Annotated in this window: 19 protein-coding genes; 8 read left to right on the forward strand and 11 right to left on the reverse strand. The window is 70.6% G+C overall.

What is annotated here, in order from left to right; genetic code table 11:
* Positions 1–236 precede the first annotated feature (236 nt).
* Positions 237–1,046: a peptidoglycan recognition protein family protein gene (locus tag D456_RS0102770; protein ID WP_017574624.1), complete on the forward strand. Its 810-nt coding sequence runs from the start codon at positions 237–239 to the stop codon at positions 1,044–1,046.
* A gap of 248 nt (positions 1,047–1,294) precedes the next feature.
* Positions 1,295–1,717 carry a hypothetical protein gene (locus tag D456_RS0102775; RefSeq protein WP_017574625.1) on the forward strand — a complete coding sequence of 141 codons (423 nt, stop codon included), beginning with the start codon at positions 1,295–1,297 and terminating at the stop codon, positions 1,715–1,717.
* 859 nt (positions 1,718–2,576) lie between these two features.
* Here D456_RS0102775 and D456_RS0102785 read toward each other — a convergent pair.
* The 3 genes from D456_RS0102785 to D456_RS0102795 all read right to left on the reverse strand — a co-directional run bounded on the left by D456_RS0102785 (position 2,577) and on the right by D456_RS0102795 (position 5,274).
* Positions 2,577–4,070 carry an aminopeptidase P family protein gene (locus tag D456_RS0102785; protein WP_017574627.1) on the reverse strand — a complete coding sequence of 498 codons (1,494 nt, stop codon included), beginning with the start codon at positions 4,068–4,070 and terminating at the stop codon, positions 2,577–2,579.
* Positions 4,071–4,318: 248 nt separating this feature from the next.
* The gene (locus D456_RS0102790; protein WP_017574628.1) at positions 4,319–4,852 is read right to left on the reverse strand and encodes a GNAT family N-acetyltransferase; all 534 of its coding nucleotides are present in this window, start codon (positions 4,850–4,852) and stop codon (positions 4,319–4,321) included.
* Between the two features lie 164 nt (positions 4,853–5,016).
* Positions 5,017–5,274, reverse strand: coding sequence for a DUF3099 domain-containing protein (locus D456_RS0102795; RefSeq protein ID WP_040698625.1), 258 nt, complete (start codon positions 5,272–5,274; stop codon positions 5,017–5,019).
* Between the two features lie 751 nt (positions 5,275–6,025).
* Here D456_RS0102795 and D456_RS24955 point away from each other — a divergent pair.
* Entirely contained in the window at positions 6,026–9,307 is a 3,282-nt protein-coding gene (locus D456_RS24955) for an AfsR/SARP family transcriptional regulator (protein ID WP_017574630.1), read from the forward strand.
* A 551-nt stretch (positions 9,308–9,858) separates the two neighbouring features.
* Positions 9,859–10,956, forward strand: a complete 1,098-nt coding sequence (locus D456_RS0102805; protein ID WP_017574631.1) for a pyridoxal-phosphate-dependent aminotransferase family protein — start codon at positions 9,859–9,861, stop codon at positions 10,954–10,956.
* A gap of 97 nt (positions 10,957–11,053) precedes the next feature.
* On the opposite strand, the gene D456_RS0102810 is transcribed toward D456_RS0102805, so the two are convergent.
* Positions 11,054–11,743: a response regulator gene (locus D456_RS0102810; RefSeq protein WP_017574632.1), complete on the reverse strand. Its 690-nt coding sequence runs from the start codon at positions 11,741–11,743 to the stop codon at positions 11,054–11,056.
* Positions 11,710–13,110, reverse strand: coding sequence for a sensor histidine kinase (locus D456_RS0102815; RefSeq protein ID WP_017574633.1), 1,401 nt, complete (start codon positions 13,108–13,110; stop codon positions 11,710–11,712). The genes D456_RS0102810 and D456_RS0102815 overlap by 34 nt, the downstream gene beginning before the upstream one ends.
* Before the next feature lie 150 nt (positions 13,111–13,260).
* On the opposite strand from D456_RS0102815, the gene purB reads away from it, so the two are divergent.
* Positions 13,261–14,691 (forward strand): adenylosuccinate lyase, encoded by a 1,431-nt coding sequence (gene purB, locus D456_RS0102820; protein WP_017574634.1) that lies wholly within the window; start codon positions 13,261–13,263, stop codon positions 14,689–14,691.
* Positions 14,692–14,867: 176 nt separating this feature from the next.
* Positions 14,868–15,134 (forward strand): hypothetical protein, encoded by a 267-nt coding sequence (locus tag D456_RS0102825; protein WP_017574635.1) that lies wholly within the window; start codon positions 14,868–14,870, stop codon positions 15,132–15,134.
* A gap of 37 nt (positions 15,135–15,171) precedes the next feature.
* On the opposite strand, the gene D456_RS0102830 is transcribed toward D456_RS0102825, so the two are convergent.
* Positions 15,172–16,128: a threonine ammonia-lyase gene (locus tag D456_RS0102830; protein WP_017574636.1), complete on the reverse strand. Its 957-nt coding sequence runs from the start codon at positions 16,126–16,128 to the stop codon at positions 15,172–15,174.
* Between the two features lie 50 nt (positions 16,129–16,178).
* On the opposite strand from D456_RS0102830, the gene D456_RS0102835 reads away from it, so the two are divergent.
* Complete coding sequence (locus tag D456_RS0102835) at positions 16,179–16,778, forward strand: flavin reductase family protein (protein WP_026115516.1); 600 nt, start codon at positions 16,179–16,181, stop codon at positions 16,776–16,778.
* 108 nt (positions 16,779–16,886) lie between these two features.
* Here the strand turns inward: D456_RS0102835 and D456_RS0102840 are convergent, their stop codons facing one another.
* From D456_RS0102840 to D456_RS0102855, 4 genes are all read right to left on the reverse strand, one after another.
* Entirely contained in the window at positions 16,887–17,546 is a 660-nt protein-coding gene (locus tag D456_RS0102840; RefSeq protein ID WP_017574638.1) for a class I SAM-dependent methyltransferase, read from the reverse strand.
* A gap of 131 nt (positions 17,547–17,677) precedes the next feature.
* Positions 17,678–18,346, reverse strand: coding sequence for a maleylpyruvate isomerase N-terminal domain-containing protein (locus tag D456_RS0102845; protein ID WP_017574639.1), 669 nt, complete (start codon positions 18,344–18,346; stop codon positions 17,678–17,680).
* A gap of 112 nt (positions 18,347–18,458) precedes the next feature.
* Entirely contained in the window at positions 18,459–19,079 is a 621-nt protein-coding gene (locus D456_RS0102850; protein WP_017574640.1) for an FMN reductase, read from the reverse strand.
* Entirely contained in the window at positions 19,076–20,176 is a 1,101-nt protein-coding gene (locus D456_RS0102855) for an LLM class flavin-dependent oxidoreductase (RefSeq protein ID WP_026115517.1), read from the reverse strand. Before D456_RS0102855 ends, D456_RS0102850 begins: the two co-directional genes overlap by 4 nt.
* Before the next feature lie 238 nt (positions 20,177–20,414).
* Here D456_RS0102855 and D456_RS0102860 point away from each other — a divergent pair, with 238 nt between their 5' ends.
* Positions 20,415–20,648: a hypothetical protein gene (locus D456_RS0102860; protein ID WP_017574642.1), complete on the forward strand. Its 234-nt coding sequence runs from the start codon at positions 20,415–20,417 to the stop codon at positions 20,646–20,648.
* 771 nt (positions 20,649–21,419) lie between these two features.
* Here the strand turns inward: D456_RS0102860 and paaI are convergent.
* Positions 21,420–21,845 carry a hydroxyphenylacetyl-CoA thioesterase PaaI gene (gene paaI / locus D456_RS0102870; RefSeq protein ID WP_026115518.1) on the reverse strand — a complete coding sequence of 142 codons (426 nt, stop codon included), beginning with the start codon at positions 21,843–21,845 and terminating at the stop codon, positions 21,420–21,422.
* Positions 21,846–21,888 lie beyond the last annotated feature (43 nt).

A 21,888-nucleotide genomic window follows, 5' to 3' on the forward strand; every position in this document is an offset into this window, starting at 1 on the left:
CCAGAAACCGCCGTACGGCAATGGAGATGAACACGAAACCAACACGGAAGGATTGTAGAAGAATACAAAACCATTCTTCTCCACCTACCACGTAATACAACTCCACCCCAGAGGGGCACCGGGTTTACATTGTGGCCGGATTCGGCCCTGCATTATCCTCCGGAACCCTTTGCCAAACACGGAGAGGGCGTGTTCCTTTACTACTGGTACATCAACCCCGGTAGAAGGAAACTTCCATGTCCCACTCCCCCGCGCCCGGCCCCGGCCGCAGGACCGTGTTCCGCGGTGCCGCGCTGGCCTCCGGTGCGGCCGTGCTCGGCGGTGCCTTCGCCGCCCCGCCCCTGCAGGCCTCACCCGTGCGCATCGCCGAACCAGCGCTGCACACACGCGCCGCCTGGAACGCCCGGACACCCTCCAGCCCCGTCCAGGTCCTGGCCACCCCGCCGACCAACATCGTGGTGCACCACACCGCCACCGCCAACAGTGACGACCACTCCCTGGAACACGCCCTGGCGCTGTCGCGCTCCATCCAGAACTTCCACATGGACACCCAGGGATGGATCGACGTCGGCCAGCAGCTCACCATCAGCCGCGGCGGGCACGTCATGGAGGGCCGCAACCGCGCGCTGCCGGCCATCCGCGAGGGCAGCCAGTGCGTGGGCACCCACGTGGCCAACCACAACAACACCACCATCGGTATCGAGAACGAGGGAACCTACACCGGTGTCGAACCCACCGGCGCACTGATCGATGCCCTCGTGGAGACCCTGGCGTGGCTGTGCCAGGCCTACGGGCTCAACCCGGACGCGATCGTGGGCCACCGCGACTTCAACGCCACCGAGTGCCCGGGCGAGGTCCTCTACGGGATGCTGCCCGAGCTGCGCAACCGGACCATGGGCGTGCTCGAGGCCGAGGGTGTGCAAGTGCCCCCGCACAGCCAGGCCGACCCGGACGCCGCCCCCACCTACCCGGCGGTGCCCGACGACGAGCCCGACCACACCTTCCACCACGGTCCCGTGCGCGGGCCCGACGACATCTCCCGCTGACCTCGCGCACGACCTCTCACCCCGCTCGGGGTCGAGCGCCCGCACCGGTGCCCGCCGTCGCCGACGGCGGGCACCGTCATGTCCGGGGCCGACCACCGCGACCTTGTCGACGTGCTCGGCCAGCTTGGGCACGACGGCTGCCATGGCGCCCATCGCCACCGGGGCCTGCCGACAGATCGTGGGCTTCCGCCGGAGGTTTCGGCACGGGGAGTGTTGACAGAGCGGGGCCGGGCAGAAGAATGAGACGCATGCCGAGCACATCCGACGCACCGGTCCTGTTCCACAACACCATGCGCGTCCGGGAAGGGCACTGGGCGGATTTCCGGCTCGCCGCCGAGCGCGCCGTGCGCTTCACCGAGGAGCACGCCCCTCAGGTCATGGTGGAGTTCTTCTCCGACGAGGAGAACATGCGGGCACACAGTTTCCAGCTCTACGCGGATTCGGAGTCCATCCGTACGCACTGGCGGATCTCCTCCGACCACATCGGCGGGGTGATGGAGCACTGCTCGGTGGAGCGGCTCGACGTCTACGGTCGCCCCGATGCAGGGGTGGCCGCTTCCTTGGCGGCCTTCGGACGCGACCTTCCCGTCTCGATCCATCCGCGTATCGCGGGTTTCACGCGCCTGGGAGGGGCCGGGTGGACCGAACAGGGACGACCGGGTCCGGCATGAGGAGGGTTCGCGTTCTCTGAGCCGAGGTCCACGGCCGGGGCGTTTCGGAACAGGGCGATATGACACAGTCGGAACTCTGTACTGAAAAATCGACAACCCGGGAAACGGCGATGAGAAGATCGAATGAACCCGACCGTTTTTCCGGTTGCATCATGGAGCACCGACGCCGTTCCGACCGGTTCTGCGCGCGAGGACATCGGCCGCACAAGGCACTCCCGAACCCAATGCCCTTGAGGGAAACGGTTGCCGACCATGCCTAGAAGGAGCGCCGTCATCGGTGGCGGGAAGCCCGGGACCACAGCAGCGAAGCAGCTCGTCCCAGCCGGTGACGAGGCATTCCTCCCCGAACCCGCAGAAGGGCTCGGAGGCCGCGCCCGCTCCTGGCACCCTCCCGAAAGCGACCCGGACGCCGGGACCAACCTCGTGCACATCAGCTTCTACGGGGAAATGACCGGACCCACCCGGGAGCGCGGGACAGAGAAAGACCTCCAGAAGACACCCACCACGGTCCACGCACCGAAGAACGGACGCAACCACGGCCTTTCTTCCGACTCTCCCTCAACTTCCTGAAGCCCGCACCCCTCCCTCACCGATCGGCTCGGGTTCCTCACCGCTTCTGTCCGCGAGGTGGCCGGGAAGAAGGAGCTGGACCTCTTCGAGGAGGCGGTGCTCGCCCTCCACACGCCGCTTCCTCAAGCCCCAGAGGCACGAACCGGCACTCTCGGTCTCGTTCCTCGTCGATCGGGTGAGTCTTCCGCCCCGGCCGGGGGCACGCACACGTGTGGGCCGCCTCCCCGGCGGGAGACGGCCCACACGGCCTCGCGGGAGCCCCGCAGCCGTGCGCCGCGGGGCGGGCGGGTCAGGAGCGCGGCAGGCGCTCGGCCAGCCAGGCCTCGACCTCGGCGGAGGAACGCGGCAGCCCGGCCGACATGACCGTGCGGCCCTCCTCGGTGACCAGGACGTCGTCCTCGATGCGCACGCCGGTACCGCGCAGCTCCCCGGGGACGGTGAGGTCGTCGGGCTGGAAGTACAGGCCCGGCTCCACGGTCAACACCATGCCCGGCTCCAGCTCGCCGTACAGGTGGGCCTCCTGGCGGGCCGCGGCGCAGTCGTGCACGTCCAGGCCGAGCATGTGGCCGGTGCCGTGCAGGGTGTAGCGGCGCTGCAGACCCAGCTCCAGCACACGCTCGACCGGGCCCTCCAGCAGTCCCCACTCGACCAGGCCCTCGGCCAGCACACGCTGGGAGGCCTTGTGGAAGTCACCGAAGGAACGGCCCGGGGCGACCGCGGCGATACCGGCCTCCTGAGCGGCGTACACCAGGTCGTAGACCTTGCGCTGCAGTTCGGTGAAGGTGCCCGAGACCGGCATGGTCCGGGTGACGTCGGCGGTGTAGAGGGTGGTGGTCTCCACGCCGGCGTCCAGCAGCAGCAGGTCGCCCTCGCGGACCGGCCCGTCGTTGCGGGTCCAGTGCAGGGTGGTGGCGTTGGCGCCGGAAGCGGCGATGGTGCCGTAACCGACGTCGTTGCCCTCCACGCGGGCACGCAGGAAGAAGGTGCCCTCCACGAACCGTTCGGAGGTGTCCTGGGCCTGGGGCAGCGCGGCGACCACGTCGTTGAACCCGCGCACGGTGGCGTCGACGGCGCGCTGGAGCTGGGCGACCTCCCACTCGTCCTTGACCAGCCGGTGGTCGTCCAACTCCACGCGGAGCTCCTCGTCCAGGCGCGCGGACTTGGCGCGGGCCTCGGTACCGGTGTCCCCGCGCACCTCATCGACGAGGGCGTCCACCTCCTCGTCGTGGCCGCGCACCACACGCAGGGTCGCCGTGCCCGCGCGCAGGTCCTCGGGCAGGGTGCGCACGTCGGCGGTGGGCACACCGAAGAGGACGGAGGCCTCTTGGAGGCTGTTGCGGCGCCCGGTCCACAGTTCGCCGTACTGGCCGAGCCAGAACTCACCGTTCTCGCGGTCCGAGCGCGGCTTGAGGTAGAGGAGCGCCTCGTGGCCCCCGTCGGCGTCGGGGGTCAGCACCAGGCATCCGCCGTCGGCGGTGTCACCGGAAAGGTAGACGTAATCGGTGGCGGCGCGGAAGGGGTACTCGGTGTCGTTGGAACGGGTCACCAGCTGCCCGGCCGGCACGACGAGGCGCTCGCCGGGGAAGGCTGCGCTGAGGACGGCACGGCGGCGCGCGGTGTGGGGCGCCTGCTCGATGGGGTCCAGGTCGCGCAGCTCGGTGTCGGCCCACCCGGTACTCATCCACGTGGCGAGCTCGTCGGAGACCGACTGGGACTGACCGTTCTTGCGGGGGGTGAACACAAAGGCGTCGGCTCGGTCTCCGGGACGCTGCTGGTCGCTCACGTGAGCTCTCTCCTCGCGGGGTGTGCGGACTGGTGCGGGGCGGGGCGGCTGGTGAGGGCCCTGCGCCCGGTTCCCATCCTAGGCCCCGGAACACCGGTCCGCCCGTGCGCGGTCCATTCCACCGGCCATAACCCCTACTGGATCGATGAGGGAAGGGGCCGGGCCGACGGAAGTGCCTCGGAGAGCGTCGGCACCGGCCACCGGCGTCCGGAAGAGCACTGCCGCCGTCCCTTCCGCCTCTGAACGGTCTAAAGCGCGGTGGCGAAGGGGATGGCCTTGGGGTAGGGCAGATCGTCGATCCCGGCGGGGTCCAGGTGGCGGTAACCCAGGCGCTCGTAGAGGGCCACGGCCTCGGGCTGGGAAGGGCCGGTGAACAGCACTACACGGGTGTAGCCCAGGTCGCGGGCGGCCTGTTCGAGCGCGCCCATGACGGCACGGGCCAGGCCCCTGCGGCGATGCCGCTCGGAGGTCCAGATGCGCTTGAACTCGGCCGTTTCCGGCTCCTGGGAGCGGTCGGTACGGTACGGACGCACGGCGCCGCCGGCCACGATCTGCCCCTGGAGCTCGACCAGGACCATCCGCCCGTCGGGGGCCACGAACTCGGTGACGGGGTAGCGGGACAACTCATGGGCGGCACCGTCGGCCCCGTAGCGCTGGGTGTACTCCTCCAGCAGTCCGTCCAGGAGCCCGTCCACGCGCGGGTCGTCGTGCTCGACCGTCAGGATGCGCAGAGCGCCCTCGGATCCGGTGGTGCGGTGCTGGTCGACGCCGGTGTGGGTCACCTTGTCTTTCCTCCCGAGTTCGGCCGGGCACCGCTCCCGGTGCCGCATGGTCCGCACGGAATCCTATGTGCGCCCGGTTCGGGTCTGCCATGGTCGGCCGGGTCGGGCCTCTCACACCGTGCGGGTGGGGACACCGTGTTGAAGGGCTCTTCCGGCGGGGCCGGCTAATGGGGCGTGGGGCCTTCTTCACCGCCGTGGTCCTGCGGGTCGGCGTTGCTCCCGTAACGGGCGTCGCGGTCCCCGGGGTCGTCGGGGTCGGCGAGGTTGCCCAGGGTCATCGCCACCGGAGGCAGCACGGAGGCGACCACACACATGGCCACGGCCCATCCGGTACCGAACAGGAAGTAGACGGGCGCGGACGCGGCGAAAAGCAGGACACAGGCCCCCATGAGGAGGCTGTACTGGCGCACTCGACGTTTCATGCGCACCTCCCGGTTCGCGGTGGCACTCAGGGTGCACACCTTCCACGCTACCCCCGCCTTCACGCCCCTGTCCTGGCTCGGGAAGCGGGAAAAGGGGCTCTACCGGGTGCGCGTGGGCCCCGGGAGGGAGGGATCCCGGGGCCTGAACGCAGGGGAAGGGCCGGCGCGACCGAGTACGCACGGGGAGGGTGTGGTGGATCACCGTGCGTCGGGGGTTGGTCCTCGGCCCCGCCGGCCCTGGCTTCGGTGCATCGCACGGGGTCCGGGCCGTGGACGGGTGGGGCGGTGGAGCACGCAGGAGCGGGGGTTGCACGCTCCACCGCCGGTCCGGGCAGGGTCTGTCACCTCAGGTGGTTCACGACGGCCCCGGCATCACCGTTCCGGCGCTGGTAGCGGTCGGGGCAGCGGCCGCCCGGGCGAGGCCGCCGTCCCGGACGCAGGTCGGCTCCGGCGTCGATATTGCGGGTGAGTTCCTGCAACGTTCCACTTTCTGAGACGGGGCCGGGGAGGTGGGATCGGGTGATCACCGAACGATTTCAGGAAGGGTTCCTGCTGCTTTCCACTGGGGACGGTGAACCGCTCCGTTCGCGCGGTGAACGTTCTCGACCTCGACCGTCGAAGGACGAGGGGTTCCACGATGGAATGAGATAATGACTTTTCGGTGACGTAGGTCCCGAACGGCGTCATTCGTGTGCAAGAGTGTGGACCTGTCGCAGGCTCTCGCGGTCGTCGGCGAATCAGAGGTGGTTCTGTGCACACATGGGAATTCCGGCTGCTCGGGCCGTTGGAGGGATGGCGCGCGGGCCGTGCCCTGGCACTGACAGCGGCCAAGCAGCGCATCATCCTCACCACCCTGCTGCTGCGCTCCTCACCCACGACAGTGCCGGAACTGATCGAGGCGGTGTGGGAGGAGCCTCCCGAAGGGGCGCGGGAGGCGGTCCGCTCCTACGTGATGCGGTTGCGCCGCACGTGCGAGGAACACCGTGGCGAGCTCATCCGCACCAACGACAGCGGATACCAGATCTGCCCCGAGGCGGCGAAGGACATGTCCGTCGACCTGTGGCGCTTCGAGAAGCTGGTACGGCACGCCCGTGAGGCACGCCACGAGGGCAGTCTCGCCGCGGCCTCCCAGCACCTGCACGAGGCGACCGGCCTCTGGAGTTTCCCGCTGCTGGAGAACGTTCCCTCCCCCGGCCTGCACCTGAGCCAGGTCCCCCAGCTACGGGAGCGCTACCTCGGCGCCGTCGAGGAACGCGTGGAGGTCGACCTCCAGTTGGGCCACTACGAGGAGGTGCTCGCGCCTCTGCACGGACTCGTCTCCGAAGAACCCCTGCGTGAGGTGTTCTGGCACCAGCTGATGACCGCGTTGGACGCGGTGGGACGCCGCGCCGAGGCGCTGATGCACTTCCAGCTCCTACGGGACTCCCTGGTCGAGGAGCTGGGGGTGGAACCGAACGCGACGCTGCAGGAGCTGCACCAGCGCCTGTTGCGCGCCGATGCCGGACCGGCCCCCCGCCCCGGCCCGCAGGAGGACCGGGCCCGTCCCGCCCCGCCCTCCCCCCGCCAGCTCCCGCCGAGGACGGCCCCGTTCGTGGGCCGCCGACAGCTCATCGGCGAGATGGAGACGATGTTGGGGACCGCGGCGCCGGGAACCGGGTCGGCCCTGGTTCTCCTGACCGGGGCGGCCGGTGTCGGCAAGACCGGCCTGGCGGTACACGTGGCGCACCGCTCGGCCCCGGCCTTTCCCGACGGGCAGCTCTACGCGGACATGCACGGCTTCTCTCCCCTGGCAGCGACCTGTCCCAACACGGTCCTGCTGCGTTTCCTCAAAGCGCTCGGCGTGGCCGCCGACCAGATCCCGGGGGACCTGGAGGAGCGTGCCGCGATGTTCCGTTCCCTGCTGTGGGAGCGGCGCGTGCTGGTGTTGTTGGACAACGTCGGCGACCGCACACAGGTCGAACCGCTGCTCGCCGGCGGCCAGGGCTGTGCGACCTTGGTGACCAGCCGGTCCGACCTGCACGGCCTCAGAGCGGTGCACGGCGCCCGCCACCTGCGGCTCGAGCCCCTGGAACAGGCGGAGTCGGAGGAACTGCTCGAAGGCATGCTGTCCCTTCCCGAGGGCGACGACGAGCAGGCCGGGGCGGTGCAGCGCCTGGCCCGGATGTGTGACGGGCTGCCACTGGCGCTGCGCATCGCGGGGGCCAACATCGGTGATTTCCCGGAGCAGCGCATCCACAGCTACGTGGCCGAACTCGAACGCAGTGACCGCCTGACGGCCCTGCGTGTGCTCGGCGAACCGGACCTGTCGGTGACCATCGCCTTCGAACGCTCCTACGAGAGCCTCACCGAGCAGGCCCGCAAGCTGTTCCGACTGATGGGCCTGTTGGAGGGGACGGACCTGACCCCTGCTTCTGCCTCGGCACTGCTGGGAGCAGAAGCGGAAGAGGCACTGCACTCCCTCGTGCGCAGCAACCTCGTGGAGCAGACCTCGGCCACCCGGTACCGCATGCACGACCTGCTGCGGCTCTACGCCGAGAAACTCACCCGCCAACGGGACGGGGAGCACGAGCGCCACAGGGCCCTGCGCCGGTTCCAGAACTTCCACCTCGCCGTGCTGCGGTCCGTCTCGACCCTGGTGTGCCCGGATGTGGACCTTGCCCCGCCTCCTCCCGGCCCCGACCCCGACGGGACCGCACATCTCGCACCGCATCCGAGCGACCGCTACCAAGCCCTGGACTGGCTCGACACGGAACTGCACAACGTCCTCACACTCGCCCACCACGACTTCGGCGATCCCGGACTGGCATGGCGCGTGGCCGATTCGCTCCGAGGGCTGGTGGGGCTGAGGCTGCGCATCGGCGAGCTCTCCGGGCCCGTGCACACCTGGCTGGAACGCGCCCCCGACACGGCCGAACCCCTGGGGTGGGCCTCGATGCTGCACATACGCGGACTCGAGGGCATCTACCGGCAGGACCTGCCCTCGGCACTGGCCGACCTCCACGCGTCGCTGGCCCACTACCGGCGTGCCGGCTGGGAACCGGGCGAGCTCTCGGTCTACAACAACGCCGGGGTGGTCCTGGCCCAACAAGGCCAGTACCGGGAAGCAGTCGAACACCTCGGCCGTGCTCTGGCGGGATGGCGGCGCCGAGGAAAACTCCCGCCGCAACGGACCGCTCTGGGCAACATCGCCGAGGCCCACCTGCACCTGGGCGAACCCCGGACGGCCGTGGGCGTGGTCGAGACGTCCTCGGTACGGCGGGATCCGCCGGAAGAAGGGGCCGAGAGCGCACCACGCCTGGTCACCCTGGGCCTGGGGCGGCTGCACCTGGGCGAGTTGAACGGGGCCGAACTCGCCCTGCGGCACGCGTTGGACATCTCCGAGCGTCTGGGGCTGCAACGCGTCACGGCCGAGGGCCTGAGCCATCTCGCCGCGGTCCAGCTCGCCAAGGGCCGGTACGCCGCGGCCGAGGCGTCAGTGGCGCAGGCGCTGCAGACCACCCACGACCTCCCCCGTTCCCGTGAACATGTGCTGGCCCTCGTGGCAGCCGTACACACAGCGGCGGCGCGCTCCACCGGGGCCGCGGTCCAGACAGGGCACGCGGCCCTGACCCTGAGTTCACGCACGGGCTCCCCGGATCTGCAGTGTGTTGCCCTGGTGGCCCTCGCGGAGGCCGAAGCCGCAGAGCACGGCCCCGGGTCCGCCACGGCCCGGGCACAGGAAGCACGGGACATGGCTCGTGCCGGCCAGATGAGCATGCTGGAGGGCCGTGCCTGCCGGACGATGGCCCTGGACCGGCTGCGCTCCGGCGACCCCGCCGGGGCACGGGCAGACGCCGCGGAGGCGGTGCGGATCCACCGGGAGCTCGGGCACCGCCTGGACGCGGCGCAGGCCTTGCGCGTACTCGCCCAAGTGGCTTTCGAGGAAGGAAACGAGGAGCAAGCCCTGCAGGCGTGGACCCGGTCCCGGCAGATCCACAGGGGCCTGGGCGCCCGGTGGCGGTGGGGCCGGCGGCCGGTCCACGGGGCCCGGTGAGCCTGCTCCGGACCCACGGCCACCCCTGCGCCCGGGCCGTCATTGCCAGCTGGTCCGGACGATTCGTCCACGGGCAGCCTCGCACTCAGCTCCCAGCCGCCGTCGGCCCGTTCGTGTGCCTGCAGGTGCCCGCCCGCGCCGGCCGCGTGTTCGGCCGCGTTGGTCAGCGCCTCCCTGACGGCCTGGTGGGCGGTGCTCTGCACGGAGACCGGGACGTCCGAGGCGAGCCTGCCGGAGAGTTCGGCGTCCATCCCCGCATCCCTCCACCCCGCGACCAGGACCCGGACCCGGCTCAGGGTCGAGTGCTGCGGATCCGGCACCGGACTGCTGGGGTACTCGCGCAACACCCCCAGGATGTCGCGCAGTTCCCCCAGGGCCTGGCGCCCCGTACCGCGGATGAGCTCGGCCGTCGCGGGCGGTACGCGTGCGCTCGGTCCCCACCGCCCGTTCGGCCAGCAGGTGCTGTTCGCGTTTACGGGGCCGCCCCGGAGGGACCGCACAACCGAGCCCCCACCCCACAGGAGCAACAGAAAACTCAGTAGTGTGTGGCCATGTCAGTTACCGAACGCACCCTGTTGGGGCCGGGGCCCAGCAACCCCTACCCGGAAGCGACCCTGGGCCTGGCCACGCCTCTGCTCGGCCACCTCGACCCCCAATTCATCACCTTGCTGGAACGCACCTGCGAGCGGCTGCGTTCTCTGTGGGGCACCGAGAACCCGCTGACCCTCCCCCTCTCCGGCACCGGCTCCCTGGGTATGGAGACGGCCTTCGCCAACACCGTGCGCAAGGGTGACACGGTGGTCGTGGCGGTCAACGGGCTGTTCGGCGAGCGCATGTGCGAGGTCGCCGGACGCTACGGTGCCGAGGTGATCCGTGTCGACCACGAGTGGGGCCGGCCCGTGGACGTCCAGCGGGTCCTGGACGCCCACCCCTCCCCCCGGTTGGTGGCCGCTGTGCACGCAGAGACCTCCACCGGCGCGGTCAGCGACATCGGCGCTCTGGGCCGGTCCCTTCGCGAGCGCTCCGACGAGACCCTGCTGATCGCCGACTGCGTCACCTCCCTGGGCGGCATGCCCATGGAGCTGGACGAGTGGCAGGTGGACATCGCCTACGCCGGTACCCAGAAGTGCCTGGGCGTGGCGCCGGGGCTGGCGCCCTTCACCTTCTCCGAGCGTGCCTGGGAGCGGCGGGTGCAGTCCCCTCCCGTGTGGTACATCGACCTCGGCCTGCTGGGCGCCTACGTACGCGGCGGCCCGGGCGGCCGCGCCTACCACCACACCGCACCGACCTCGATGGTCGCCTCCTTGGACGCGGCACTGGCCCGCATCGAGGACGAAGGCGCTGAAGCCGTGGCGGCCCGCCACGAGGCGGCCGGCGCCCGGCTGCGCGAGGGCCTGGTGGACATGGGCCTGGAGCTGTTCGCCGCCGAGGGGCACCGGCTGCCGCAGCTGACGTCGGTGCGTGTGCCCGAGGGCGTGGACTCGGGCAAGGTCCGTGAGCAGCTGCTGAGCGACTACGGCCTCGAGATCGGCGCCGGGGTGGGCCCCTACGCCTCTTCGGTGTGGCGGATCGGCCTCATGGGCCACAACGCCCGCCTGGACCGCGTCGAGCTGGTTCTGGGCGCGCTGCGCCGCGTCCTGGGGCGCTAGAGCCCGCTCTGTCAGCGCCGGCCGTCCGTGCCGGCTGTCGCCACTACGTGACGGGCCCGGCGCCGGAGCTCACCCGGCGCGGGCCCGTCACCGGAGCTCACCCGGCCTCGGCCCGCAGGTGGGCCAGGACGGCCTGCACCCGGCGGTGGACGTCCTCGTCGGGCGGCAGGTCGAGTTTGGCGAGGATGTTGCCGACGTGTTTGCCGACTGCGGCGTCACTGACGACGAGCTTCCGGGCGATGGCTCCGTTGGAGTGGCCCTGGGCCATGAGCGCCAGGACCTCGCGTTCACGACCGGTCAGGCGCTCCAGCGGGTCCGAGCTGCGGCGCAGGAGCTGGCGCACCACCTCGGGGTCGACGAAGGTGCCGCCCTGCACGACCCGGCGCAGCACCGAGGCGAACTCACGTACGTCCCCGACCCTCTGTTTGAGCAGGTATCCGACCCCGGTTCCGTCCCCGGAATCGAGCAGCTCGGAGGCGTAGCTCAACTCCACGTACTGGCTCAGGGCCACCACCGCCAACCCGGGCTCCGCGCGGCGCAGGTGCACGGCCGTGCGCAGGCCCTCGTCGCTGTGGCCGGGCGGCATACGGATGTCGGTGACCACGAGCCCGGGCCGGTGCTCGGCCACGGCTTCCACGAGGGCCTCGGCGTCCCCGACAGCGGCAGCGACGGGGAAACCGAAGCGTTCCAGCAGGCCCACGAGCCCCTCCCGGAGCAGGACGCCGTCCTCGGCGAGCACGGTCGGGACGGCGCTCACGTTGTCGTCGGGGCCGGGTCGGTCCGGCACGGCAGCTCCACTCGTACGCGGGTCGGGCCGCCCTGAGGGCTGGACAGCTCCATTGTGCCACCCATGACAGCGGCCCGGTCGGACATTCCGGTCAGCCCGCTGCCTCTGCCGGGATCGGCGCCGCCGGGACCGTCGTCGGCCACTTCCAGAACCAGGCGCTCCTGGGTCCCCTCACCGTCCATGCGGGCGCGCACGGTGACGCTGCGGGCCTCGGTGTGTTTGTGGGCGTTGGTGAGGGCCTCGGCGGCCACGAAGTAGGCAGTGGCCTCCACGTGCGCGGGAAGCCGGCGGGGCAGGTCGGTCTCGACACTGACGGATGCGGGGTTGTGGTCGGCCAACTCGCCCAGGGCGGCGGGCAAGCCGCGGTCGACGAGCACGCGCGGGTGGATACCGCGCACGAGTTCGCGCAGCTCGTCGATGAGTTCGCCGATGCGGGTATGTGCGGCCGCCACGCGGCGGTCGGCCCCGCTGCCCTCCTCCAGGTCCAACCGGGCCATCCCGAGATCCATCCGGACGGCGACCAGTTTCTGTTGGGCGCCGTCGTGCAGGTCGCGTTCGATGCGTCGGCGCTCGTACTCGAAGGCGCCCACGAGACGGGCCCGGGAGTCGGTGACCTCGGTGAGTTCGGCACGCAACTGCTCGGGTGGGGGGCCGGTGATCAGGGCGCGGGCGACGAGCCCTTGGATCCCGGCCAGGAACGCGTTGGCGTAGAGCGCCAGACCCAACAGCACCGGTGCAGCCAGGGAGTAGGGCAGGGCCTCCCGGGGGCCGGTCAGTGTCAGGGGCCCCAGGGTGACCGTTTCCGCCGGGCTGGTGAGCAGCAGCGGGGACAGGCCCAGCAGGAACGCGGACAGGACAAGGCTGATGAGGACGAAGACGGTGAGGCCGTGGGTCAGGGGCGAGATCGCCGCATAGGCGACCTCGCGCCAGGTGGCGGCCTCGGTGTAGCGCACGCGCAGCCAGGCGGCGGGGCCGGGTTCGGTCACGGGGCGGTGTCCGCTCGGAGCCACGTGGCCGTGGAGCAGTCCGAGGCGCCACCGCTCGACGGTGCCCAGGACCGGCCCCAGGAGCGGACCCAGGAGCGCTCCCAGGGCCAGACCGGTCAGGACCAGTGCGATGCCCGCGCCGCTGAGGAAGGCCTCGGGGTCGACGAGCAGGAGTCCGAACGAGAGGGCCCAGGGTGTGTAGAGGGGACCGGCCACCGAAAGGAGCACACCGAGCACGACCGTGCTGCCGGCGCTGAAGGCCAGTGCGCGCCAGGGCCATGCGCTCAGCAGGAAGCGGGGCCGCAGCAGGGCGCGCAGAATCGTGTCGGGGCCGCGCGGACGGTTCCGTTCGGCTGTGGTGGCGGGGCTGTGTTCGCTCATGGTTCCAACGCTAGAGAGCCGGGAGGGCTGCCGGAATCGGCTGCGCCACCGTCCTGGGCTTAGGGCCTGCCCCACCCTGCACGAGGGGCTCCGTACCGGCTTTCCGGGCCGGACGCCCGCGGGGGTGGTGGGCCGCTAGGATGGCACGACGTGAGTGCGAAACCGCTGATCCCCGATGTCCTGGCCGCCCGTTACGCGTCCCCGGAGCTGACCCGGCTGTGGTCCCCCGAATACAAGGTGGTCGCCGAACGGCGGCTGTGGCTGGCCGTCCTGCGGTCCCAGAAGCGTTTGGGCGTGGATGTGCCCGACGGCGTGGTCCATGACTACGAGAAGGTTCTGGAGGAGGTCGACCTGGCCTCGATCGCCGAGCGCGAGCGGGCCACGCGGCACGACGTCAAGGCACGGATCGAGGAGTTCAACGCCCTGGCCGGGCACGAACACGTGCACAAGGGCATGACCTCCCGGGACCTGACCGAGAACGTCGAGCAGTTGCAGGTGCGCGACAGCCTGGTGCTGGCCCGGGACCGCACGGTGGCGCTGTTGGCGCGGCTCGGTCGTCTGGCCGCGGAGTACGACGAGACGGTGATGGCGGGGCGTTCGCACAACGTCGCGGCCCAGGCCACCACGCTCGGCAAGCGGTTCGCCTCCATCGCCGACGAGGTCCTGGTGGCCCACGGGCGCCTGGAGGAGCTCATCGCCCGGTATCCGCTGCGGGGGATCAAGGGCCCGGTGGGTACGGCCCAGGACATGCTGGACCTGCTCGGGGGCGACCGTTCGGCGCTGGCCGCCCTGGAGGAGGAGGTGGCTGAGCACCTGGGGTTCGCACGCCGCCTGACGAGCGTGGGCCAGGTCTATCCGCGCTCGTTGGACTTCGAGGCGGTCACGTCTTTGGTCCAGGTGGCTGCGGGCCCCTCGTCGCTGGCCAGGACGATCCGGTTGATGGCCGGGCAGGAACTGGTCACCGAGGGTTTCGTCGAGGGCCAGGTGGGTTCCTCGGCGATGCCGCACAAGATGAACACCCGCTCCTGCGAGCGGGTCAACGGGCTGGCGGTGATCCTGCGCGGGTACGCGTCGATGGCCGGTGAGCTGGCGGGGGACCAGTGGAACGAGGGTGACGTGTCGTGCTCGGTGGTGCGCCGGGTGGCCCTGCCCGACGCCTTCTTCGCCTTCGACGGCCTGGTCGAGACGATGCTGACGGTGCTGGACGAGTTCGGGGCCTTTCCCGCGGTGATCTCGGCCGAACTGGACCGTTACCTTCCGTTCCTGGCCACGACGAAGATGCTCATGGCGGCGGTGCGTGCGGGCATGGGCCGGGAGAGCGCGCACGAGGTCATCAAGGAGCACGCGGTCGCCTCGGCCCTGGCGATGCGTCAGGAAGGCGCCCACAACCAGCTGCTGGAGCGGTTGGCCCAGGACGGGCGTTTCCCGCTGGACCGGGCCGAGTTGGAGGCGTTGCTGTCCGAGCGCCTGACGTTCACGGGTGCGGCCGCCGACCAGGTCGCCTCCGTGGTCGAGCGGGTGGAGCAGGTCTGCTCCCTCCACCCGGAGGCTGCTGCCTACACCCCGGGAGCGATCCTCTGAGGCCCCGAGAGCTGCCGTGCAGGGCTCCGTCCGTCCAGGGCGGGGCCCTGCGGCCGTCTCGGGCCGTTGAAACCACCGTGGCTATGACGCAGTTCACCACAGCGAACAGTGGGTTTGAAAGTTAACACCTATTACGGTTAGGGGCGAAGGCGCCAACCCCACTCCCGGAGCCCCTCATGATCGACCCCACCTCCATCGGCACCGCACTCACCGTTCTCGCGGTCATCACCGTGCTGGTCATCGCCTTCGGCGCGGCTCTCCTCTCCGACATGGCCATGCGCCGCCGCGAGGACCGCGCCGCCACACCGCCCGAGCAGGCAGCAGCGCAACCGGACGAACCCGCCGCGCAGCTGCCCGGCAGCCTGCAGCAAACCGAGGAACTGGCCGCCCAGGCCCCCACCGGCGCCGTGTCCTCCAACGGACGCGGGCCCAGCAACCTCTGACCGCTCCACCCGCGCGGTGCCCGGGTGCAGGCAGCGCTCATGCAGCGGCGATCAGCCGGGCGAACAGGGCCGGGTCCACGTTGCCGCCGGAGACGACCGCGACCGTGGCCTCGGGACGCGCTGGATCGCCGGGAACCCGGCCGGCCAGGATCGCGGCGGCCGCCAGCGCACCACTGGGCTCGGCCACCAGACGGGCCTGGCACGCCAGCACCCTGACGGCGTGGGCGATCTCGTCCTCGGTGACGGTGACGACACCTCCCGAACGGGCCCTCAGGTGCTCATAGGTACGCTCCGACAGCCCGGTACGCACCCCGTCGGCCATGGTGCGCCCGGTGGACTCGTCCGGCCAGGTGACACGGCGCCCCAGGCGCAGGCTCTCGGCCGCGTCGGCGGCCAGTTCCGGTTCCACACCCACCACCCGGACCCCGGGAACGGCCTGTGCGGCGGTGGCCACCCCCGAGGCCAGCCCTCCCCCACCGACAGGAACCACGATCGTCTCCACGTCCGGGGACTGTTCCAGGATCTCCGACCCGACGGTGCCCTGCCCGGCGATCACGTTCGGGTCGTCGAAGGGCGGCACCAGGGCCAACCCCTGCTCCTCCTCCAGCTGGCGCGCCCTGGCAAGACGCTCCTCCACCGGAACGAGCTCGACACGGGCCCCGGTCTCGCGGATACGGTCCACCTTCACCGTCGGGGCGCTCTCGGGCACCACCACCGTGCAGGAGGTCCCCTGAGCGCGGGCGGCCCGCGCCAGCGCCAGACCGTGGTTGCCCGAGGAGTGGGTGACCACCCCGTTGGCGCGTCGGTCCGGGCTGAGCAGGGCCACCGCGTTGCCGGCCCCGCGCAGCTTGAAGGCACCGGTGGGTTGCAGGCTCTCGGGCTTGAGACAGAAACCGGCGTCGGCGCCGGGCCCCGTGGTCAGCGGGGTACGCACCACCAGTCCGGCGATCCGGGTGGCGGCGGCACGCACGTCGTCGGCGGTGACAAGATCCATTCGGCGAGTATGCCCGGGTCAGGGTCCCGCACACGGGACAATGGACAATGATGCGTACAGAATGGACCCCGAAGGACCTGCCCGGCCGTGGCTTCTACAAGCTCATGACGGCCGTGGTGGTCCCCCGACCGATCGCCTGGGTCTCGACGACCTCCGCCGAGGGCGTCGACAACCTGGCCCCGCACTCCTTCTTCACCATCGCGTGCGTCGAACCGCCGATCGTGCAGTTCACGTCGGTGGAACGCAAGGACTCCCTGGTCAACGTCGAGGAGACCGGCGAATTCGTGGTGAACCTGGCCCCGGAACGGTTGCAGGACCACATCAACGCCAGCGGGACCGCGTACCCGGCGCACCTGAGCGAGTTCGACGAGCTGGGCGTGCAGCGCGGGGCCAGCAGCCTGGTGGGGCCGCCCCGCGTGGCCGACTCGCCGGCCGCGCTGGAGTGCGAGCTGTACTCGACGCTGCGTCTGGGCAACTCCACCGTGGTCTTCGGCCGGGTCGTCAACATCACCGTGGACGAGGCGGTGCTGACCGGGGACGGCCATCCGGACGTGGAGCTGTTGCGTCCGCTCGCGCGCCTGGGCCGCAACGAATGGTCGACTCTGGGCGAGGTGCGCGCCATCGACCGGATCCCCTACCGGCCCGAGTGAGGCCTCGGGTGCGGTGAGGCACGGGAAGGGCGCACGCCCCGGCACCGGCGAGCTCCCTCCTGTCCCCCGGGCCCGCACGGACCCGCCATGCCCGCACGAGGACGAAACCTAGGCCCGCCGTCGGGCACGCAGGACAGCATCGTGCAGGGTGACCTCGCCCCCGCCGTGCACGGTGGCGGTGCGTGCGCGCATCTCGGCGGTGCACACCTCCCACTCCTGCGGGTCGAGCAGGTCGGCGACCTCCTGGGCGGTCAGGTGGGTCTCGTGGTGGTCGGAGTGCGGGGCGTGCCCGTGTCGGTCCTGCGGGTGGTGGCCGACCACGAGCAGGGTCCCGCCCGGGGCCACGGCCGCGGCCAAGCGCCGGTACAGATCGGCATAAGGGGCGTCGGCGTGCACGTAGTGGGAGTACACGAGGTCGTAGCCGCCGACCCGTGGTTCCCAGGTGGTCAGGTCCTCGCGCTGCCACCGCACCCGGTCGGCGGCGGAGCCGCCGAGTGCCTCGGCCCGGGAGCGGGCGGTTCCCAGGGCCTTCTCGGCGATGTCGACGGCTGTGACGCGCCATCTCCTCTCGGCCAACCAGAGCGCGTCGGTGCCGGTACCGCAGCCGGCGTCCAGAGCGGTGCCGGGGGCCAGGGCGGCGGTCTCGGCGGTCAGCTGCGGGTTGGGACGGGCTCCCCCTGCGCCGGGCGCCTCTGTCCCATGGTGGCCCCCTCCGTGGCCTGCGTAGCGGCCTTCCCAATACTGACGGTCGTAAGCTGCGTCGGACATGGAGCACTCCCCGTCGTCTGTGGCCCGCCGGTCACGTATCGGCGGACGAACACGGGTCCACAGTGCACGCACCCGCACCCGCACCCAGCCCGCAATTTCTCTTGCGATTACGGCAAAAGTGTGGTTGCGGTTCACACACGCAGGTCACGTTCGGGGATCGACATCACGGACAGATGCTCCACCACGGAGGACGGGTCGCCCTTCCAGTCCATCCCGAACATCCGAGCACGGCTGCGGCGCCCCATCACGGCCCGGACGAGTTCGAAGACCGGACCGTTCCAGTGCAGCTCCTGGCCCTGGCCGAGGTTCCAGACCCGGTCGGCGTCGGTGGCGGCCACCCGGACCGAGGGCAGTTCGGGACTCCACTGCTTGGCCAGGCCGCCGATGGTGAAGTCGGCGAGCTGCTCGGCATCCTCCACCTGGGGAGCCTTCCCGAGCGCGCCCCGCAGGTCGTTCTCGTGGTGCCAGATGTCGACCACGGGAAGCCGGTAACGGGTGCGCTGCTGCGTGGAGAGCAGCTCGAGAAAAGCGGGGGTGGCGGCCTTCCACTCCTGGCAGATCTCCCCCAGCCCCAGGTGTGCGCGTTCGGCGACCTGGCGTGCGGTGATCGCGTCGGTGGCCGGCGGGGTCAGGGTTTCACTGAGCACGTCGGCACAGATCCCGGCCAGGTGGGCGTAGGTCTGGGTGACCGTCCACTCGGGCAGGGCCGGGACGGGGCTGTCGGCCTGCTCGCCGGTGAGTTCTCCGGCCAGGCCGAGCAGGCGGTTCTGGGCATTGGCGTAGATGCGCGTGGCGTCCATGGTGCAACATTAACGAACGGCGTTCGGTTCTGTGCGGTCCGGTCGCCCCAGCGGTGGGGCAGGGGGTGCCGGGCGCGGGGAGCAGCGCGCCCGGCACGTTCTTCGCGGCGCCTCAGCGGCCCAGCCCCGACATCAGGTCGGCGAAGGGCGTGGGCTCCTCGAAGGGGTCGGCTCCACGGGGCGCGCGTTCGGTGGCCAGCATCGCGAGCTGGCGTGCGGCCCGGTCGATGCGCTCGCCCAGTTCACGGCCGCCGCCCTCACCCGAACCCCAGTCCTCGGAGGCCGCGTACACACCGGTGGGCACGACCACCGAGCGAGTGTAGGAGAACATGGGCCGCAGGGCGTGCTCCAGCACCAGGGAGTGGCGCGGGCTGCCACCGGTGGCTCCCGCGAGTACGGGCATACCGTCCAGGTCCTCGGGTTCGACGATGTCGAAGAAGGACTTGAACAGCCCGCTGTAGGAGGCGTTGAAGACCGGGGTGACGGCGATGAGGCCGTCGGCGGCGGACAGGTCCTCCAGCACGCCGCGCAGTTCACCGGTGGGAACTCGGGTGGTCATGGCGTTCATGACGTCGTGGGCCAGCTCGCGCAGCTCCACCACACGGGTCTGTACCTGTTCGCCGTGCTCGGACAGCGCCTTCTTGGTGGCCTGGGTGAGGCGGTCGGTCAGCAGCCGGGTCGAGGACGGGCTGCTCATTCCCGCACTGACGGCGACGATGCTGCGAGTACTCATTCCTGTTCCTCCTGCTGCCCTGCGGCCTGCTTCGCGGCCACGCGCGAGGCATGGGTGGGCGCGTCGGGCACGTGGGCGGGCTTCTTGGCGGCGAACTCCTTGCGGAGCACGGGCACGACCTCCTCACCGAGGATGTCGAGCTGTTCCAGCACGGTCTTGAGCGGCAGTCCGGCGTGGTCCATGAGGAAGAGCTGGCGCTGGTAGTCGCCGAACATCTCCCGGAAACCGAGGGTACGGTCGATGACCTCCTGCGGGCTGCCGACGGTCAGCGGGGTCTCGCGGGTGAACTCCTCCAGGGAGGGGCCACCGCCGTAGACCGGCGCGTTGTCGAAGTAGGGACGGAACTCCTCGACGGCGTCCTGGGAGTTCTTGCGCATGAAGACCTGCCCGCCTAGCCCGACGATCGCCTGGTCCGCCTTGCCGTGGCCGTAGTACTCGTAGCGGCGCCGGTACAGGGAGATGAGCTTACGGGTGTGGGTGGCCGGCCAGAAGATGTTGTTGTGGAAGAACCCGTCACCGTAGAAGGCGGCCTGCTCGGCGATCTCCGGGGTGCGGATCGAGCCGTGCCAGACGAAGGGCGGCACGCCGTCGAGCGGGCGCGGGGTGGAGGTGAAGCCCTGCAGCGGGGTACGGAACTTGCCCTGCCAGTCGACGACGTCCTCGCGCCAGAGCCGGTGCAGCAGGTTGTAGTGCTCCAGGGCCAGGTTGACGCCCTCGCGGATGTCGTAGCCGAACCAGGGGTAGACGGGCCCGGTGTTGCCGCGGCCCATCATCACGTCCGCCCGGCCGTCGGCCAGGTGCTGAAGCATGGCGAAGTCCTCGGCGATCTTGACCGGGTCATTGGTGGTGATCAGGGTCGTGGACGTGGACAGCTGCAGCCTCTCGGTCTGCGCGGCGATGTATCCCAGCATTGTCGTGGGCGAGGAGGCCACGAACGGTGGGTTGTGGTGCTCACCGGTGGCGAAGGCGTCCAGCCCGACCTCTTCGGCCTTCAGGGCGATGCGCACCATCGCCTTGATGCGTTCCCCCTCGGTGGGGGTGCGCCCCGTGGTCGGATCCGGGGTGACGTCACTGACCGAGAAGATTCCGAACTGCATGACCGCTCCCATTTTGCTTCCACAGAATTAGCTTCCTCAGAAGATACTATGAATAACCAACGGGCCCCCACGCGCATTCCCGCCCGGCCGAACGGCGTTCGTCCACAGGCCGCACTCCGTACCCACAGAATGTCACCGGCGCGTGCTATCCCGGGTGGAGTACGACACAGCCCGGCCACCGCGGCCTCGGGCCGAACACGCACCGACGAGGAGGAGGGCGCCCCGCGCCCGCACCACCATGGCCCCCAACGACCCCGCCGACGCTCCCTCCCCGGACCGCGCCCCAGTCCGCCTGGCCCAGGCCCTACCCGAAGTCTTGGACCACCTGGTCCGGCACCGCCGCACCACCACCGACCGCACCAGCGGCACCGAGGCCGACCCCGGGCACCCGCACCCCGCCGCCACAGGAAGCAGGAACAGCCGCACCCACCGCCGCCACCGCCCCTCCATCTCCCCCACACCGGCCCGGTGAGGTGCCCCTCCCCCACAGGTGTCCTGCACCACCCACCTCCCACGCACAGAACCGCCCCCCACACCCCACAAGCCCCATGTGGCAGGGGTTTCGGCCACAACGACCCCACCCCCGCACACGTCGCACCCGCCCCTTGGGCCCGGCCATTGCCCATTCCTCACCGGGTTTTTAACGGCCAGGACGAAAAATCAGTACCGACAGCGGGAACACCACAGTCATAAGAGGCGTTGATCCAGGTGAAGCGCCTCGAGACCGAAAACCCCAGACCCTTCAGAGCCCTCGAAGCCTTCCACCACAAACCATGCGCGGATGCGAGCGCGCGTGTCGGTAATGGGGGTTTCCGACACGACCTGAAAGCCGCATTCGCCTTCCCAGCGGCCAGACCGCACTCAGTGCACCCTGGCCGCGCCCGCTGTGGCCCGCGTTGGGGGACGCGGGCCACAGCTATGTCCGGGGACGCGACACCGTCGCGCCCCCGGACCTCTTTTGTTTGCACCCCGTCAGGTCTGCTCGTGGAAGTCGATCAGGGTGAACGGTCCGCGCTCGTCGAGCCCGCCGTAGACGGCTCCCATGCCGCCGGCGCCGAGCCGTCCCACCAGACGGTAGGGGCCCACGACGCGTGGGTCCCCGCTCTCCGGAGGGCCGAGTTCGGGGGCAGCTCGAAGGTCGGGGCGAGGGGAGGTCCGGCGTTCATCACTCCACCGTCACCGAGCCGGGCAGAGACGACAACACCGTTGCGGCCACTGGCCACTTGTGGACGGGGCCGCGCCCCTAACCGCGCGGAGGCAGAGTGCGGCTGCGGCCACGGAACTCGGCGACCACGTCCCCACCCCGGCGCACGGTCACGTCGTAGACCCCGCTGCGCCCGCGGACCACACGTTCGGTGGCCGTGGCCACCAGCACGTCGCCCTCCTCGGCCGGGGACACGAAGGTCACGTCCGCGCCCGAGGCCACGGTGACCCCGCGCCCGTCGACGTTGCAGGCACAGGCGAAAGCGGTGTCGGCCAGGCTGAAGATGAAACCACCGTGCGCGATACCGTGGCCGTTGACCATGAGCGCACCCACGGTCATCTCCACGACCGCGGTGCCGTGACCGGCCTCCACCAGCCGCATGCCCAGGTTCTTGGAGGCACGATCGGCCTCGAACATGCGGCGGGCGGTCTCGTTCTCCCCTTGCGGGGGGTCGGTGACACTCATGTGCGGGTCGGGCACCCCGCCCCGGCAGGGGCGCCCTTCTCCT

Source organism: Nocardiopsis kunsanensis DSM 44524, from assembly GCF_000340965.1.
GTDB lineage: Bacteria > Actinomycetota > Actinomycetes > Streptosporangiales > Streptosporangiaceae > Nocardiopsis > Nocardiopsis kunsanensis.